Annotated in this window: 13 protein-coding genes; 8 read left to right on the top strand and 5 right to left on the bottom strand. The window is 65.9% G+C overall.

Translation table 11 applies throughout. From position 1 onward, the window contains the following. Positions 1-52: 52 nt before the first annotated feature. Positions 53-3,187, bottom strand: a complete 3,135-nt coding sequence (locus P9A16_RS25440; RefSeq protein WP_024270271.1) for a CHAT domain-containing protein — start codon at positions 3,185-3,187, stop codon at positions 53-55. A gap of 320 nt (positions 3,188-3,507) precedes the next feature. On the opposite strand from P9A16_RS25440, the gene P9A16_RS25445 reads away from it, so the two are divergent. The 4 genes from P9A16_RS25445 (at position 3,508) to P9A16_RS25460 (ending at position 7,658) form a co-directional block, all read left to right on the top strand. Next, complete coding sequence (locus tag P9A16_RS25445) at positions 3,508-4,617, top strand: PspA/IM30 family protein (protein ID WP_037406111.1); 1,110 nt, start codon at positions 3,508-3,510, stop codon at positions 4,615-4,617. Then, entirely contained in the window at positions 4,617-5,273 is a 657-nt protein-coding gene (locus P9A16_RS25450; RefSeq protein ID WP_278026018.1) for an OB-fold-containig protein, read from the top strand. Before P9A16_RS25445 ends, P9A16_RS25450 begins: the two co-directional genes overlap by 1 nt. 6 nt (positions 5,274-5,279) lie before the next feature. Beyond that, complete coding sequence (locus tag P9A16_RS25455) at positions 5,280-6,974, top strand: flotillin family protein (protein WP_024270269.1); 1,695 nt, start codon at positions 5,280-5,282, stop codon at positions 6,972-6,974. 69 nt (positions 6,975-7,043) lie between these two features. Continuing rightward, positions 7,044-7,658 (top strand): hypothetical protein, encoded by a 615-nt coding sequence (locus tag P9A16_RS25460; protein WP_023513705.1) that lies wholly within the window; start codon positions 7,044-7,046, stop codon positions 7,656-7,658. A 111-nt stretch (positions 7,659-7,769) separates the two neighbouring features. Here P9A16_RS25460 and P9A16_RS25465 read toward each other — a convergent pair whose 3' ends face one another. The 3 genes from P9A16_RS25465 to P9A16_RS25475 form a co-directional block, all read right to left on the bottom strand. After that, positions 7,770-9,212, bottom strand: coding sequence for a TRAP transporter large permease (locus P9A16_RS25465; protein WP_023513706.1), 1,443 nt, complete (start codon positions 9,210-9,212; stop codon positions 7,770-7,772). Further along, positions 9,209-9,727: a TRAP transporter small permease gene (locus P9A16_RS25470; RefSeq protein ID WP_081870545.1), complete on the bottom strand. Its 519-nt coding sequence runs from the start codon at positions 9,725-9,727 to the stop codon at positions 9,209-9,211. Before P9A16_RS25470 ends, P9A16_RS25465 begins: the two co-directional genes overlap by 4 nt. Positions 9,728-9,790: 63 nt before the next feature. Then, the gene (locus P9A16_RS25475; protein WP_023513708.1) at positions 9,791-10,843 is read right to left on the bottom strand and encodes a TRAP transporter substrate-binding protein; all 1,053 of its coding nucleotides are present in this window, start codon (positions 10,841-10,843) and stop codon (positions 9,791-9,793) included. A gap of 300 nt (positions 10,844-11,143) precedes the next feature. On the opposite strand from P9A16_RS25475, the gene P9A16_RS25480 reads away from it, so the two are divergent. Genes P9A16_RS25480 through P9A16_RS25490 form a run of 3 tightly spaced genes read left to right on the top strand, consistent with a single transcriptional unit; the run spans position 11,144 to position 12,799 of the window. Further along, positions 11,144-11,482, top strand: a complete 339-nt coding sequence (locus tag P9A16_RS25480; protein WP_023513709.1) for an ArsR/SmtB family transcription factor — start codon at positions 11,144-11,146, stop codon at positions 11,480-11,482. Further along, positions 11,479-11,952: an SRPBCC family protein gene (locus P9A16_RS25485; RefSeq protein WP_023513710.1), complete on the top strand. Its 474-nt coding sequence runs from the start codon at positions 11,479-11,481 to the stop codon at positions 11,950-11,952. The genes P9A16_RS25480 and P9A16_RS25485 overlap by 4 nt, the downstream gene beginning before the upstream one ends. Further along, entirely contained in the window at positions 11,942-12,799 is an 858-nt protein-coding gene (locus P9A16_RS25490; RefSeq protein WP_024270268.1) for an alpha/beta fold hydrolase, read from the top strand. The genes P9A16_RS25485 and P9A16_RS25490 overlap by 11 nt, the downstream gene beginning before the upstream one ends. Here P9A16_RS25490 and P9A16_RS25495 read toward each other — a convergent pair. After that, on the bottom strand, positions 12,774-13,463 hold the full coding sequence (locus P9A16_RS25495; protein WP_023517257.1) for a DUF2306 domain-containing protein: 690 nt from the start codon (positions 13,461-13,463) through the stop codon (positions 12,774-12,776). The two genes, P9A16_RS25490 and P9A16_RS25495, sit on opposite strands and share 26 nt — an antisense overlap. Positions 13,464-13,566: 103 nt before the next feature. Between P9A16_RS25495 and P9A16_RS25500 the strand changes: the two genes are divergently transcribed. Further along, the coding region (locus P9A16_RS25500) for a LysR family transcriptional regulator (protein WP_278026019.1) at positions 13,567-14,235 on the top strand (669 nt) is incomplete at its 3' end.

Raw genomic sequence — 14,235 nt, forward strand, 5'->3', positions numbered from 1 at the left:
CGTCCATAGAAACTTGCGCACGACACCCTCCCGGTATCGGCCGATCCCACGCTCAGTTTTCGAACAGCACGAAGGCGGCCCAGACAAGCGGGTCCTGCGCCGTGGGTATGCGGCCTTCGATGGCGTCGCGCCGGGTGCTGCGCAACGCTTCGGCATAGGCTTGCCCGTCCTTCAAATGCTCGTAGAAGCGCACCATGAAATCGGCGGTGCCATCGTCGGCGACGGGCCAGAGCGTCAGCAGGGAGCGCCTGGCACCGGCGAGATTTGCCGCGGTCGGCAGGCCGCGCAGCCCCCCGACGAACGCCTCGTCGCCGCGCCCGGTTTCGCAGGCCGAGAGCACCAGCAGATCGAGGCCGGAGAGGTCCCAGCCCATCAGTTCGAAGGCGTAGAGCCGCCCGTCCTTCTCGTCGCGACGCATGGCGCGCGTATCGCCCGACCGGGCGAGGATGACCTCGCTTTGCCAAAGCGTATCGACATTGCTGGCACCGCCATTCTTCGCGCTGCCATAGGCGCCGTGCGTCGCCAGATGGGCGACGGTCGCCCCCGTCATGCGCTCGCGCAGTGCCGCCTCGCCAACGGCAGCTCCCGAAAGGGTCTCGATCCTCAAGCCCGGACCCGACAGGACCTTGCCGATCGCCTCCACCTCGCGCAGCGTACCCGGCAACGGCATGGCACCCGCCTCCTCGCCCTTTGCGTAGTCGATGCCGCCCGCCAGCACGACCCGGCCCTCGGAGGGCAGCGCACGGTCCTCGACAGCCCGATAAAGCGCTTCCGGCTCGGTCAGCAGCCTGAGCGTGAAGCGCTCTTCGAGCAGCCTGCCCGCAGGATCCTCGAGCAGGGAGAAGGGCAAGGCAAACAATTGTCCATCCGGCACGATGAAGACGGTCTTGGCACCGGCAATGTCGGCGTCGATCGGCGCGATCAGCCCGTCATGCAGCCGGGAAAAGGCGCGCTTGCTCGCCTGCACCAACAGCCCCCTGCCCTCCCCCGTGCTGCGATCGCGCGTCTGGAGCGCGGCCACCATATCCTCGCCGCCCACCAGCAATCTGCGCGGATCGCCGAGCCCCCGCAGGACCGGCGCCGCACCCTTGCGCCAGACGATGGCGTAAAGCCGCGCATCTGCGATCGGATCGGCGCTTTCACGGTCCACGCGCCACTTGCGGGTCGTGAAATACTGGACGAGCACCTGATCCCTGCCCAGGAGATCACCCGGGGTCGGCAACGGCTGGTTCAGAACCTTTTCTCGATCCAGCTGGTAGCGCGCAACGATACGCTCATGCAGCTGCTGCTCCAGCGCCTTGGTGTCGGAGAGATAGGCATAGGCGAGATCCTGCTCGACATCGGCGGCGAAGATTTCACGTGCAATGCGCGACAGGCGCGTGATGCGGTCGAGCAGGCGCACTGTCTCGGTATCCGAGCGATCGACCATGCGGGCAACTTTCAGCGCATTGTCCGCATCGGCAGTGGCGAGCGAGGGCCAGCGCCGGGCGGCATCGGCAAAGGCGGGTACGGCGGAGGTGTGCTGTTCGGCAAAGCGCGCATAATCGTAGAGCATGTCGTCCGCCATGGCGCGCACCGCCTCGCCGACCTCCCGACCGCCCGCCACGGAGACCTGCAAGTGCACCCAGCGCAGCATGTCCTGGTCGATAGCGGCGAATTCCTCCGCAGCCGTGGCGGGGTCCGTCGCGGCCTTCGCATTGGCAAGGGCGATGCGCCCGGCAACGGCGAGCGGGTGACCGGTGCTCATCTCGCCCCCGGCAATGCTGTAGGCCTGCTGCAGGTACTTGATCTGCCGTTCCACGTTGCCTGCCCTGGCAAAATGATCCGCCAGCAGATTGGCCGCCTTCATGCTGAGGATCGCCGGATAGTTGGAATCGGTGACGAGCGCCTCGATACGCCCGAGCGCCGCCGCATCCATCGGCCGGGCGCCCGAGAGCAGATCGGTATAGGCAAGCCAGGCCTCCATGCCGGCAATCGTCACGGGATCGCCAAGCGCCTGCGATATCTCCAGGCACAGCGCGAAGTAGCGACGCGCCTCGGCATAATCGCCGAGATCGAGATAGTTCTGCGCGGTGTTGTTGGCACTCACCAGCGTGTTGAAATGGTTCTGGCCGTAGTGGCGGGTGCGGTTTTCCAACACCTTCAGGTCGTATTCCAGCGCCCGGGAAGGCGAGCCCATGCCGCGCAGCATGTCGGCGAGATTGTTGGCGATGCGCCACGTGATGGTGTCGTCGTCGCCAAGCGACTTCTGCGCGATTTCGTAGTTGCGCCGTTCGAGATCGATTGCTGTGCCATACTGCCCGACTTCCGACAGTGCGCTTGCCAGCTTGTCGGTTGCATGGATCAGCTCCGAGGATTCATGGCCGTAGAAACGCGCATAGAGATTGGTCGCCATGGAGTAGAGCGGCACGAAATGCTGTCCACTGTCGGGCACTGCGGTGCGGAACTCCGCATAGGCAAGGTAGAAGTCCGCAAGCTCCTTCACCTCGGCGCGGATGGCGGTTGTTTGCTCCGCCTCCCGGAAGAGTTCCGCTGCGTCGTCGTTGAGGCCGCTCGCCTGGAAGCTGCGTGCGGCCTGCGTATAGTGCCGCAACGTCACGGCATGCAGCTCCGTCCTCGCCGAAGCGGCCAGCGCAGCGCGCAGCCTTTTGCGGCCCTCCTCCAGGCGCTGGCTCTCCAGCAGGCTGTAGGCGGTGCGCACCCGGGCGTCGACGTCCTCCGCGCTGTCCCTGCCATGGGCCTTGCGAATCCGCTCTTCGTAGAGTTCCGCCAGCGCATCCTGCCGGTCGTTGTCGCCGAGCCGGCCTTTCGCGTCCATCAGAAGTTCAAGCAGGAGATTGGCCCGGGTTTCCTCCACCGGCTCGAGCGTCGCGAGCAGTTCCCCCATGCGCGGATAGTAGTCGGCATCGACGCGCGCCGCATCGCCCATGCGCATCGCATAATCGGCCGCCGAGACCGCATAGCTTGCGGCAAGCCAGGTCTCTCCCTCCGTTTTGAACTGGGCGCTCGCCGCCTCCGCCTTGCGGCGCGCGCCCTCCAGGTCGCCGCCCTCCACAAGCGCCTTCATCTCCGCCGCGATGACGTCCGACCGCGCGATGGCCGCCTGCGTCGGGGCCTTTGCAGAAGCCGGCATGGCGAGGAAGATGAAAAGGACGAGGGAGAGAACGATACGGAGGGAAAGCTGCATGAGGACACTTCTTGACGATATCGAACGGCTTTGCCGGTCGCGGGCGCGACCCAGATAAGACGATCAACATAACCGGCTTATTTCAAATTCAAGACCGGAATGGATCTCGCTCTTCGTTTTCGGCGACGGTCAGGCGAGCCGCCGGTCTTCATGCTCGCGGTTCCGGCCGGCGGTCAGGCAAGATGGCATCGTGTCGCTCGCGGGCGGGACGAAAAACAACGCCTGCCCCACCGAAGAGACTGCCGACCTCATCCGTTGAATAGGCAGTCGAAGCGAAATCGGCCTTGAAAGCACCAATGAAGTGCTTTATATATTTAGCTATGGCAACGAAGTTCACATCCAGCCTCAGGCTCGACCTTCAGCCCACCCCGGACATGCGTCGAGCACTGTCCGAGACGCTGGCGGCCTACCAGCAGGCCATGGCAATCCTGGACCGGACCAAGGGCGCCAATGTCGTGGCACTGCATCAGGCGGCCTATGAAGACATCCGCACCGCGACAGGGCTTCCCGCCCGCCTCGTGACACTCGCATTGCGCGACCACGGCCGCCGCAAGCCAGGAGAGATCGTCGCGGACATCCCGCTCGACTCCAAGCTCTTCGCGGTCAAGGGCCCGGACAGCGTGAGCATCGCAACGCTCGGCGGGCGTATCGTCCTGCCCTATGCGGCAAGCGGTTATCGCGACGGCTGGACGGATTTTGCCGAAGCGCGGCTCGTCTTTGCCGGGTCGTCCATCTGTCTCTATGCCGGCATCCAGGCCGGCATCCATTCGAAGAAGGAGGCTTCCATGTCCAACGAAGGTATCCTCGCCCGCCTCGGGCGCGTCATCGCCGGCGTCGTCAACACCGCAGTCGATGCCGCCGAGGCATCGAACCCGGTCGCCGTGGCACAGCAGGCCGTCCGCGAGATCGGCACGATCGCGGAGGAGGCCCGCGCCGCGCTCGGCGTCGCCATGGCCGCCGGCCACCGGCTGAAAGCCAAGGCCGACGACCTCGACGCGGAGATCCGCGACCTCGACGAGAAGATCAAGGTCGGGCTGGAAAGCGGCCGGGAAGACCTCGCCCGTGCCGCCACCGGCGTCCAGATCGACCTCGAAGCCCAGCGCGATGCCCTCTCGAAGGCCATCCTTGAAAATGCCGGCGAGATTGCCGATGCCGAAGCCACGCTGCGCAGCATCGCCTCGGCCCGCGCCGATGCGATGAAACGGCTGGAGGATGCACGCCGCGCAGAGCGCGCCGTCCCACCGGCTGCCACCCCCTCCCAGCGCAACGACCGGCGCCTTGCCGATGCGCTGGAGGCCGTCGAGCGTGTCACAGGCGTCCCGTCCAAGCCGGCCATGGAAGGCACGGCGGAGGTGGAGGAGCTGGGGCGCCTGCAACGCCAGAAGGCGATCGAGGCACGCCTGGCCGCCTTCAAGCACGGTGAGCGCTGATGGATTCCATCGTCCATCCGGGCACCGCTCCCTTCTGGATCGCGCTTCTGACGGTGGCCGGCCTCGGCATCGTCGAGCTGGTCTCGGTGCTGCTCGGCGCCTCCGCCTCCGGACTGATCGAGGACGGCCTCGACTTCAACGGGCTGGGTGATGCGGAATCGGGCCTTCTCGGCGGGTGGATGTCCTGGCTCAATGCCGGCGGCGTACCGATCCTCGTGCTCGCCGTCATCCTGCTCTCCGCCTTTTCCGCTGCCGGCTTCGCCCTGCAGGCGGTCATCTCGCAGTTCCACGAACCGCTGCCGCTCTACGCCGCCGTCACCGGCGCGCTCGCCGTCGCCATTCCCGTCACCCGCTGGTCGTCGCGCGGGCTGGCACGGATCATCCCGCGCGACGAGACCAGCGTGCAGGAACAGGCCGATTTCATCGGTCTTGTCGGCACGGTGACGCTCGGGCCGCTCGATCAGGGCCATCCCGGCGCGGTCCGGATCAAGGATCGCTACGACAACATCCACACACTGCGTGCCCGGGCCGTGCCCGGGCACGTGATCGAGACGGGCGCGTCCGTGCTCATCGTCGACGGCAAGGACGGCCTCTTCGAGGCCATCCCCGCCCCCGCGGTGCTCGAAGACAGCCACTATCCCAACAACGGAGGGTAAACGATCATGGACTTCCTCTCGGTAGGAATCATCGCCGGGGTCATCGTGACGGCGGTCGTCGTCATCGGCATCATCATGACCTCGCTCTATACCCGCGCCACGCGCGACAAGGCCTATGTGCGCACGGGCCTCGGCGGCAAGAAGGTCGTGCTCGACGGCGGGTCGGTCATCCTGCCGATCTTCCACTCCTATTCCTGGGTGTCGCTCAGCACGCTGCGGCTGGAGGTCAAGCGCGCCGAGAACGAATCGCTGATCACCAAGGACCGCATGCGCGCCGACATCACCGCGGAATTCTATGTCCGCGTGAAGCCGGATTCGGAAAACATCGCCCTTGCCGCCCAGACGCTCGGCGATCGCACGAACGACGCGGATGCGCTGAAGACGCTGGTCGAGGCGAAGTTCGTCGACGGCCTGCGCTCGGTCGCCGCCACCATGTCGCTGCGCGACCTGCAGGAGCAGCGCGCCGAATTCGTCAAGTCGGTGCAGGCCGCGGTCGCACACGATCTGCAGTCGAACGGCCTAGAGCTGGAGTCCGTGTCGCTGACCCGCCTTGACCAGACCGACATCAAGCATTTCAACCCGAACAACAGCTTCGACGCCGAGGGCCTGACCGCGCTCACCAAGATCACCGAGGAGCGCAAGCGCGAGCGCAACCAGATCGTCCGCGACAACGAGGTGGAGATTGCCACCAAGGACCGGGAAGCCTCGCTGCGCCGCCTCACCATCGAGCGCGAACAGCGTGACGCCGAGCTGACGCAGGAACGCGATATCGCCAACAAGACCGCCGAGACGCGCGCGGAGGCAGCAAGGGCCGAACAGCTTGCGCGTCTCAGCGAGGAAACCGCCCGGCTCGATACCGAAAAGGGCATTGCCGAGCGCGACTCCCAGGCGCGCCAGGCCAAGGAAACCGCCCGCATCGACGCCGAGCGCGGCATTGCGGAACGGGAAGCCGAGGCCCGCCGGGTGACGGAAACCGCCCGTATCGACGCCGCGATTGCCGTGGCGGAGAAGAGCGAGCAGGAGCAGGCCGCCCGCGCCAAGGCGGACGAAGCCAAGGCCTCGGCCATCACCGCCGAAGAACAGGTAACGACCGCGCGGGAAGTCGAGATCGCCGAGCGCGCCAAGCGCATCGCCGTGCTCGATGCGCGCAAGGAAGCCGAACAGGCCGCGACCGCCATCACCGTGAAGGCCGAGGCCGAGCGCCAGGCTGCAGAAAACCTCGCCGCCGCGACGAAAATCCAGGCGCAGGCCGATGCGGAAGCTGCCAAGATCAAGGCGACCGGCGTTGTCGAGCTCGGTCAGGCCGAAGCTCAGGCCGAGCGCGCGCTCAACGAAGCCCGCAACGCCCTTTCGGCCAGCATCATCGAGTTCGAGCTTGCCCGCGCCCGCGTTGCCATCATACCCGAGGCGCTGGAACAGGCCATGAAGCCGATCGAGAAGATCTCGGACATCCGCATCTTCAGCGCCGGGGGCCTCGCCGGTGCGCTGGCCGGCAACGGCGGCGACGGCGCAGGAAATCCCGTCGGTGACCTCAGCAGCCAGCTTCTGAGCTTCACCGCGCAGAAACCCATCCTCGACGAGATCCTCGCACAGGCCGGCTTCAAGGGCACGGATCCGACACAGGCCCTGCTGGCCGCCTCGGTCGGCAACGCGGCGGCAAGGGTGCCCGCCGACCGCGCCAAGGACCGGAACGCCGATTGAGTATCTGATGAATGCAAGGCCGCCGGATGAACCCGGCGGCCTTGTCGCTTTGATGGAAGGAGACAAGCCATGCCAGCCATCCCTTCGATCCGGCGCCTCGCCCGCCATCTCGGCGCCGCGCTTCTCGCACTCGTGCTGACGACCGCACCCGCCCTTGCACAGGCTACCGACGTTCTCGGCATACCGGGCCCGATCGATTTCGAAGGCGACGCCTACAGGCTCGTCTGGAGCGCACAGCCCTCAGCAACCTACATCAAGCAGGAATATCTTCCGGCCGGACAGCACGCCGAGCGATACGAACAGATGATCCTGGTCGAAACCGTCACGAGCGGCATCACGGTCATGGATGCCGTCCGCGCCCAGGCAGCAATGCTGAACCAGCGCAAGGCGACGGACCCCCTCGTCAACATGGAGGTCATCCAGAACACCGCAGCAGGCGAGGCACTGCTCGATTTCATCCTCAGCAGCAAGGATGCCGACGGACAATACATCGTCGAGTGGAACGCCTATCGCTATGCCCGCTACAGCGATGCCGGCGGCAAACCGGGCGTCATGCTCTTCGGCATCAGCCGCCGTGCCTATGGCAATGCAGCCGCCAAGGATCTGTTGACGCAGCTGAAAGCGCTCCGGCCCGGCAGGATCAAGGCGCTGACGCAGGTGCGTTTGCCCCAGCCCACACGGTGAACCAACAGAGCCGCCTTTCGCGCGGCGCCTGCTCAAACTACAGCCACGGCAAGGACGGCCGCGCTCGCCCTCGTCGCTCTTGCAACGCAGTGGAAAAAATGAGCCCCCAAACTAATTGAGCAGCCGCACGAGCGTCAGCGCAACGCCCGGCGACAGCGTGACGATGGCCAGCCGCACCAGATCGGAAATCACGAACGGCATCACGCCCCGGTAGGTCTGCACGATCGGAACGTCGGACGCCAGCTTGTTGATGATGAAGACGTTGAGCCCGATCGGCGGGGCGGATAGGCCGATGCCGACGACAATGAGAACGAGGATGCCGAACCAGATGGCGACGTCGTCCGGCGGCATGCCGAAGTCGAGCGTCATCACGATGGGGATGAAGACGGGCAGCGTCAGCAGGATCATCGCCAGTTCGTCCATCACCGCACCGAGGACGATATAGGTCAGAAGCATGACGCAGATGACCGCATAGGGCGGCAGGCCCGATTGCCCGACCATGGCGGCAAGCATCGCCGGCATCTGGGTGAGGGCGAGGAAGGCGCCGAAGACCTCTGCGCCAAGCAGGATCAGGAAGATCATCCCGCTGGTTTCCGCCGTCTGAAGCAACGCGTTCTTCAGCGCACCAAGGCTCAGCGTGCGCTGCAGGAGGCCGATCACCAGCGTGACCGCGGCACCGACCGCGGCGCCCTCCGTGGGGGTAAACACCTCGCCATAGATGCCGCCGACAACCGTGACGGCAATGACGGCGGCGGGCACGATCGCAAAATCCGCGACAAGCAGGAGCAACCCGAAGATGGCCAGCAGAATCCCGCCGACCGTGCCGAGCGCACCCACCATCCAGCCGGCAAGACCGCCGACGAGCACGACCGCACCAGCCGGCCGGGCCCAGAACGGCCGGGGGGTCGCTGCGACATCGGCCACGCTCACCGGCGGGGCGACGTGCGGCTTGCGCCGGACGACCACCGCAATCGCGATTATATAGAAGGCTGCCGCCAGCAAGCCCGGCACGAGGGCCGCCTGGAACAGCTTGGCGATATTCTGCTCGGCCGTGATGGCATAGATCACGAGGATGACCGAGGGAGGAATGAGGATGCCGAGCGTACCGCCGGCAGCGATCGTCCCGGTACCGAAACCGGCATCGACCCGTGCGCGGCGCAGCTCCGGCAGCGCGGCCCGTCCGAAGGTCGCGGTGGTTGCGACCGACGAGCCGCAGATGGCGCCGAACCCCGTGCAGGCCGCGATCACCGCCATCGGCATGCCCCCCTTGAACCGCCCTAGCCCGCGCTCCGCCACCCGGAACAGGGTCGCCGCGATCCCGGATTGTTCGGCGAGCGCGCCCATCAAGATGAAGAGCGGGATGACGGACAGCGTGTAGCTGGCAAACTGGCTGTAGGTGTTGGTCTGCAGATAATAGACCAGCGCATGCGGGCCGGAGAGATAGGCATAACCGGCGGCACCCACCGCGAGCATGGCAAGGGCGATCGGCATCCTGGCGGCGATCAGGACCAGCATGGCCGCGAAGCCGACAAAGGCAATGGCAAAGCCGCTCATCGGCCAGCTCCGATCTTCAACAGGGCGACGGACAAGCCAATGACGGATGCAAGCCCCGCCAGCACGGCGCAGACCAGGTAGACGGGCCAGATCGGCCAGGGCAGCTGGATGAGCGTGGTTCCGTACTGCCGCGCCTCCAGACCACCGGTGAAGAGCCCCCAGGCGAAGAAGGCCAGGCATGCGGCCAGCAACAGGTCCCACAGGCCATCGATGCGCCGCGTGACACGCCCCGGCAGGGCCAGGGTGAAGGTATCGACGGCGATGTGCCCGTTGCGGGCCTGCGTGTATCCGAGGAACGAGAAGGCCGCGACGCCGATCGCGACCTCCACCAGTTCATAGTCGGCAGGCACCGGCCGATTGAAAAGCCACCGCCCGAGCACGCTGACCGTCACAAGCCCCGCGGCAAGGCAGAGCAGCACGCCGCCGATAAAGGCAAGGCAGCCAGCCAGCCGCTCGATCCCGCGGCGCAGCGGCGCAGCGGCCACCGCGCCCTCGTTTCCCATGTCTTCCGTCATTCCGGCCCCAGGTCTTGAGTTGCGATGGCGCCGGTCCGGGCGCGCGCAGGACAGACGGCGCCGTCAGACGCTCGAGTATTTCTTGACGAGCGCCTGCGCAGCGTCAATCAGGGCCTTGCCATCGAGATCCTTGGCCTTCATGTCCTCGATCCACTTGCCGTGGACGGGCTGCGTTGCCGCCACCCATTTCGCCTTCTCCTCCTCGCTGATCGTGCCGATCGTGCCCGAGCCGGAAGACTCGATGGAAGCGCGCACTTCGGCGCCGACGGTGTCCCACATCTCGCCCGCCTTCTTTGCGAAGGTCATGCCGCTATTGGCATCCAGAACCGCCTTCAGGTCGGCCGGCAAGCCCTCATACTTGCCCTTGTTCATCGCCAGGAAGAACGTCGCGGTGTAGAGCGTCGGCGAGCCGGGGATTTCGGTGTGGAACTTGGTGAGCTCGTTCACCTTGATGGAGGGCACGACCTCCCATGGGATGACGCAGCCGTCGATCGCCCGCTGGGCCAGCGCTTCCGGCACCTGCGGCACAGGCATTCCGACCGGGGTCGCACCAAGCGCGGCCAGCGCCTCGCCGGCAAGGCGCGTCGGGTTTCTGAGCTTCAGGCCGGCCAGATCGGCACCGGACTTAATCTCCTTGTTGGTGTGGATAAGCCCGTGATCATGGGCCCAGAAGCACAGAAGCTGGGTGTCGCCCGCCTCCTTCAGGACCTGGGTCTGGCCGTATTCCTGGCAGGCCTGCGCATTGACGGTTGCTTCTCTTGCGGCAAGGAAGGGAAGCTCGAACACTTCGGTAGACGGGAACCGCCCGGGCGTGTTGCCCGGCAGGGTCCAGACGATATCGACAACACCGTTGGCCGCCTGGTCGTAAAGCTGCGGCGGCTTTCCACCCAGCTGCATGGCCGGGAAGATATCGACCTTCAGAGCACCCCCGCTCTGTTCCTCCAGGGCCTTGGCCCAGGGCATCAGAAGCCGCTGATGGACATTGGACGCCGGCGGGAGGAAATGGTGCAGCTTCAGCGTCACTGCGCTCTGGGCCCGGCCGCTCCCCGCACCGAGGATAAAGGGCGCCGCAAGCAGCGCACCGCCGGTCTTCATCAAGTTCCGTCTGCTCAGCATCGTAATCTCCTCCCTGTCAATCCGATGTCGACCCGCCCCGCAAGCCCATACTTCCGGCGGCGCCGGCCACGCCTGGTCCGATGAAGCGCCCGTCTCTCCTCATCAGGGCACCAATCCATTAACATGTTAAGTTTATTCGTTGCGACCTGTCAAGTGCCAGCCCGCGACGGGCCCAATGCCCTGGAAAATGGCCCGTCCGAAAACAGAACACACAAATAGTTTCCCATCAAGGAAACAGTCTTGACAGGAGAGCTCGCCCTGATAGTTTCCACAACAGGAAACCAATGCAGGAAATGCCAGATGCAGCAACCCACGCTCGATCGCATGTTCCTGGCGCTGTCGGACCCCGGGCGCCGGGCCATGGTGGAACGCCTCAGTCTCCGGCCGGCGACGGTGAAGCAGCTTGCCGAGCCCCTGGGCATGCGCCTGCCCTCGGCCGTCAAGCATCTGAAAGTGCTGGAGGAAGGCGGGCTCGTCGCCTCGCGCAAGCGTGGCCGCGAGCGAACCTTCCGCCTGCAGGTCGAGGCCATGAAGACCATCGGCGAATGGGCCCACAGCCGGGAGGCGGCCTGGCATGCTGCCTTTGATCGCCTTGCCGCGGCCATGCAGGAAATCGACGAAGAGGAGAGACAATCATGATCCCGACCGAGCTGGAACATACGACATTCACGATCGAGCGCGATCTGCCCGGCAGCCCCGCCCACGCCTTCCGGTTCTGGGCGGATCCGCGGCTCAAGGCCCTCTGGAACGCCTGCCATGCCGACTGGACGGTGCTGGAGGAAGCATTCGACTTCCGGGTCGGCGGCGCAGAGCGCAAGCACTGGCGCACGCCTGAGGGCAAGGACCTGACGTTCCAGGCCTTCTATCTCGACATCGAACCCGGCCGGCGGATCATCTATGCCTATGAAATGACCTTTGGCGGGCAAAGGCTCTCGGCGTCCCTCGTCACCGTGGAGCTGAAGCCGCTCGGCGCGACCACGCGTGCCACCGTCACCGAGCAGGCAGCCTTCCTGACCGGCGGCACCCGCGAACAGCGTATCCAGGGCACGGAAGAAGGCTACGACCGGCTCGTCGCCGCCGTCGAACGGGAAACGGTCCATGCGCATTGAGTGCGCGGCCAGGCGGAGCGCCGCCTACCTGTTCCTCGCCTTCGCCGCGCTTTCCACGGCAGGCTACGCCGCAAGGGCCGAGAGCAGCTATGCCCGGATCGGCCCGCTCAGGATGTACTACGAGGTGCACGGCAACGGCAGGCCCCTGCTGATCCTGCATGGCGGCGGGTCCACCATCCGGACCACCTTCGGCGCCATCCTCCCGGCGCTTGCGAAGAACCATACCGTGATCGCCCCGGAGCAGCAGGGGCACGGCCACACGGCAGACGTGGACCGGCCGCTATCCTTCCGGCAGATGGCGGACGACACGGCCGCCCTTGTCCGCAAGCTCGGCGTTGGTCCGGTGGATGTACTCGGGTTCAGCAACGGCGGCAGCATTGCCATGGAAATGGCGATGCGCCATCCGGGTCTCGTCCGGCGCCTGGTGGTGGCGTCGGTCTACTATCGCCGCGACGGCATCCATCCCGAACTGCTGCGGTCCTTCAGGACCGCGAACGCGGCAGACATGCCGGAGGTCTATCGCAATGCCTATCTCGCCGTCGCGCCAGACCCCGACGCCCTTGCCGAACTGACGCCGAAGCTGATGCGCAACATCCTCTCGTTCGAGGGGTGGACCGAGGCGGACCTCGCCACCATCAGGGCTCCCACGATGATCCTGCAAGCCAACCAGGATGTCGCGCCGGTCGAGCACATCGCCGCCCTCAGCAAGGCCATTCACGGATCCCAGCTCGTCGTCCTGCCGGGCGGGCACGGCGGCTATCTCGGCGAGCTGCTGGCCGCAAGGCCGGGCAGCAGGCTTGCCGACTATACAACCGGCATCATCATGGAGTTTCTGGACGCGCCGTGAATGATGCCCCGCCCCTTGCGGTGGTAATGATGAACCATTCGGCGGCGAGCGCCGAAACGGTGATCGAGCCCCAGATACTGACGATGTAGATCTGCTCGAACGAGAGCGACGGAACGAACGGCATGGCGACCATGCCCGCGATCAGGATCACACGCAGCAGCACGGCCGCGAAGGTCAGCGCATAGTTCCGGATCATCCAGATGCGATGATCGGCGAAGCGGCGCTCGCGCACCGCCCGATAGGCATGGAAGGCCGAATAGAGCCAGGCGACGACGAGAAGGCCGAACCCGACCTGCGCGGCAAACCCCGCCGTGGTCATGACCGTGACGGGAACGGCCGCGATCCCGCCCACCAGGATGCAGGCGAGATAGACCCTGCCGCCCAGCCGATGCAGCTGCGGCCAGCGCGCGCGCAGGGCCGGATGAAACTGGAACGGACCGATCAACAGGGCGAGGCCGCCGGAGGCGGCATGGAGGAACAGCCAGCTCAGGTGCGAGGGGAAGGCCAGGTTGAGCGGTATGCGGCTCAACAGCGGATCGAGCAGGAGATAGGGCGGAACGGCATAGAGGCCGACGGCAATCGCCGCAGCCGCGACGAGGCCCCACCCCCAACGGCGGTTGAGGGAAAGTGGAAGCGGGGTGCCTGAGGATCGGCTGACGGACATGGTCTTGCTCCGAAGGGCGCTGTTGTTGGCTGCGGAGCACCATGCCATCACCGGCAACCTGAATAAAATTGCCAGATTTCCTTGAGCTGCTAATATCTTTCTTATGAGCACGATCGTTTCCTGGGATCATCAGCGGGCTTTTCTGGCCGTGATCGAAGAGGGTAGTCTTTCCGGCGCCGCCCGGCGGCTCGGCGTATCGCAACCCACCGTTCGCGGCTGGATCGCCGGCTTGGAGGCGGCGCTGGACACGCGGCTGTTCAGCCGCTCGGTGAACGGCCTGATCCCGACCGACGGGGCGCGCGCACTCGTCGCGCCGGCGCGCGCAATGTCACTCGCCTCGGATGTGTTCGTTCGCCGGGCCAGCGCCCCGCCGGGCGAGATCGCCGGCGCTGTCAAGGTCAGCGTATCGGAGACGATGGGGCTTGAGGTGGTGCCGCCGATGCTCGTCGCCCTGCGTCGGGCCTATCCTGCCCTTACCGTCGAACTGCAGGTGTCGAACAGGCCGGCCGATCTCCTCGGCCAGGAGGTCGATATCGCCATACGGGCCTTCGCCCCGGAGCAGGACGCCTTGATCGCCCGGAAGGTCGGAGCGATGCCGCTCGGTTTCTTCGCAAGCAGCGACTATCTGGAACGGCGGGGCTGGCCGCAGACGATCGCCGACCTTGCCGGCCACGACATCGTCGGCCCCGATCGCACGGCCAGCGACCTGCAGCTCGGCACGGCAGCAGTGCCTGACATCAGCCCGGCCGGCTACGCGCTGCGTACGGACTGC

The sequence above is a fragment of the Shinella sp. 838 genome, assembly GCF_029623935.1.
Lineage (GTDB): Bacteria > Pseudomonadota > Alphaproteobacteria > Rhizobiales > Rhizobiaceae > Shinella.

Bases quoted from the DNA above. Each gene is read 5' to 3' on its own strand.
- P9A16_RS25440 (WP_024270271.1), bottom strand. From the start codon at position 3,187: ATGCAGCTTTCCCTCCGTATCGTTCTCTCCCTCGTCCTTTTCATCTTC.
- P9A16_RS25445 (WP_037406111.1), top strand. From the start codon at position 3,508: ATGGCAACGAAGTTCACATCCAGCCTCAGGCTCGACCTTCAGCCCACC.
- P9A16_RS25450 (WP_278026018.1), top strand. From the start codon at position 4,617: ATGGATTCCATCGTCCATCCGGGCACCGCTCCCTTCTGGATCGCGCTT.
- P9A16_RS25455 (WP_024270269.1), top strand. From the start codon at position 5,280: ATGGACTTCCTCTCGGTAGGAATCATCGCCGGGGTCATCGTGACGGCG.
- P9A16_RS25460 (WP_023513705.1), top strand. From the start codon at position 7,044: ATGCCAGCCATCCCTTCGATCCGGCGCCTCGCCCGCCATCTCGGCGCC.
- P9A16_RS25465 (WP_023513706.1), bottom strand. From the start codon at position 9,212: ATGAGCGGCTTTGCCATTGCCTTTGTCGGCTTCGCGGCCATGCTGGTC.
- P9A16_RS25470 (WP_081870545.1), bottom strand. From the start codon at position 9,727: ATGACGGAAGACATGGGAAACGAGGGCGCGGTGGCCGCTGCGCCGCTG.
- P9A16_RS25475 (WP_023513708.1), bottom strand. From the start codon at position 10,843: ATGCTGAGCAGACGGAACTTGATGAAGACCGGCGGTGCGCTGCTTGCG.
- P9A16_RS25480 (WP_023513709.1), top strand. From the start codon at position 11,144: ATGCAGCAACCCACGCTCGATCGCATGTTCCTGGCGCTGTCGGACCCC.
- P9A16_RS25485 (WP_023513710.1), top strand. From the start codon at position 11,479: ATGATCCCGACCGAGCTGGAACATACGACATTCACGATCGAGCGCGAT.
- P9A16_RS25490 (WP_024270268.1), top strand. From the start codon at position 11,942: ATGCGCATTGAGTGCGCGGCCAGGCGGAGCGCCGCCTACCTGTTCCTC.
- P9A16_RS25495 (WP_023517257.1), bottom strand. From the start codon at position 13,463: ATGTCCGTCAGCCGATCCTCAGGCACCCCGCTTCCACTTTCCCTCAAC.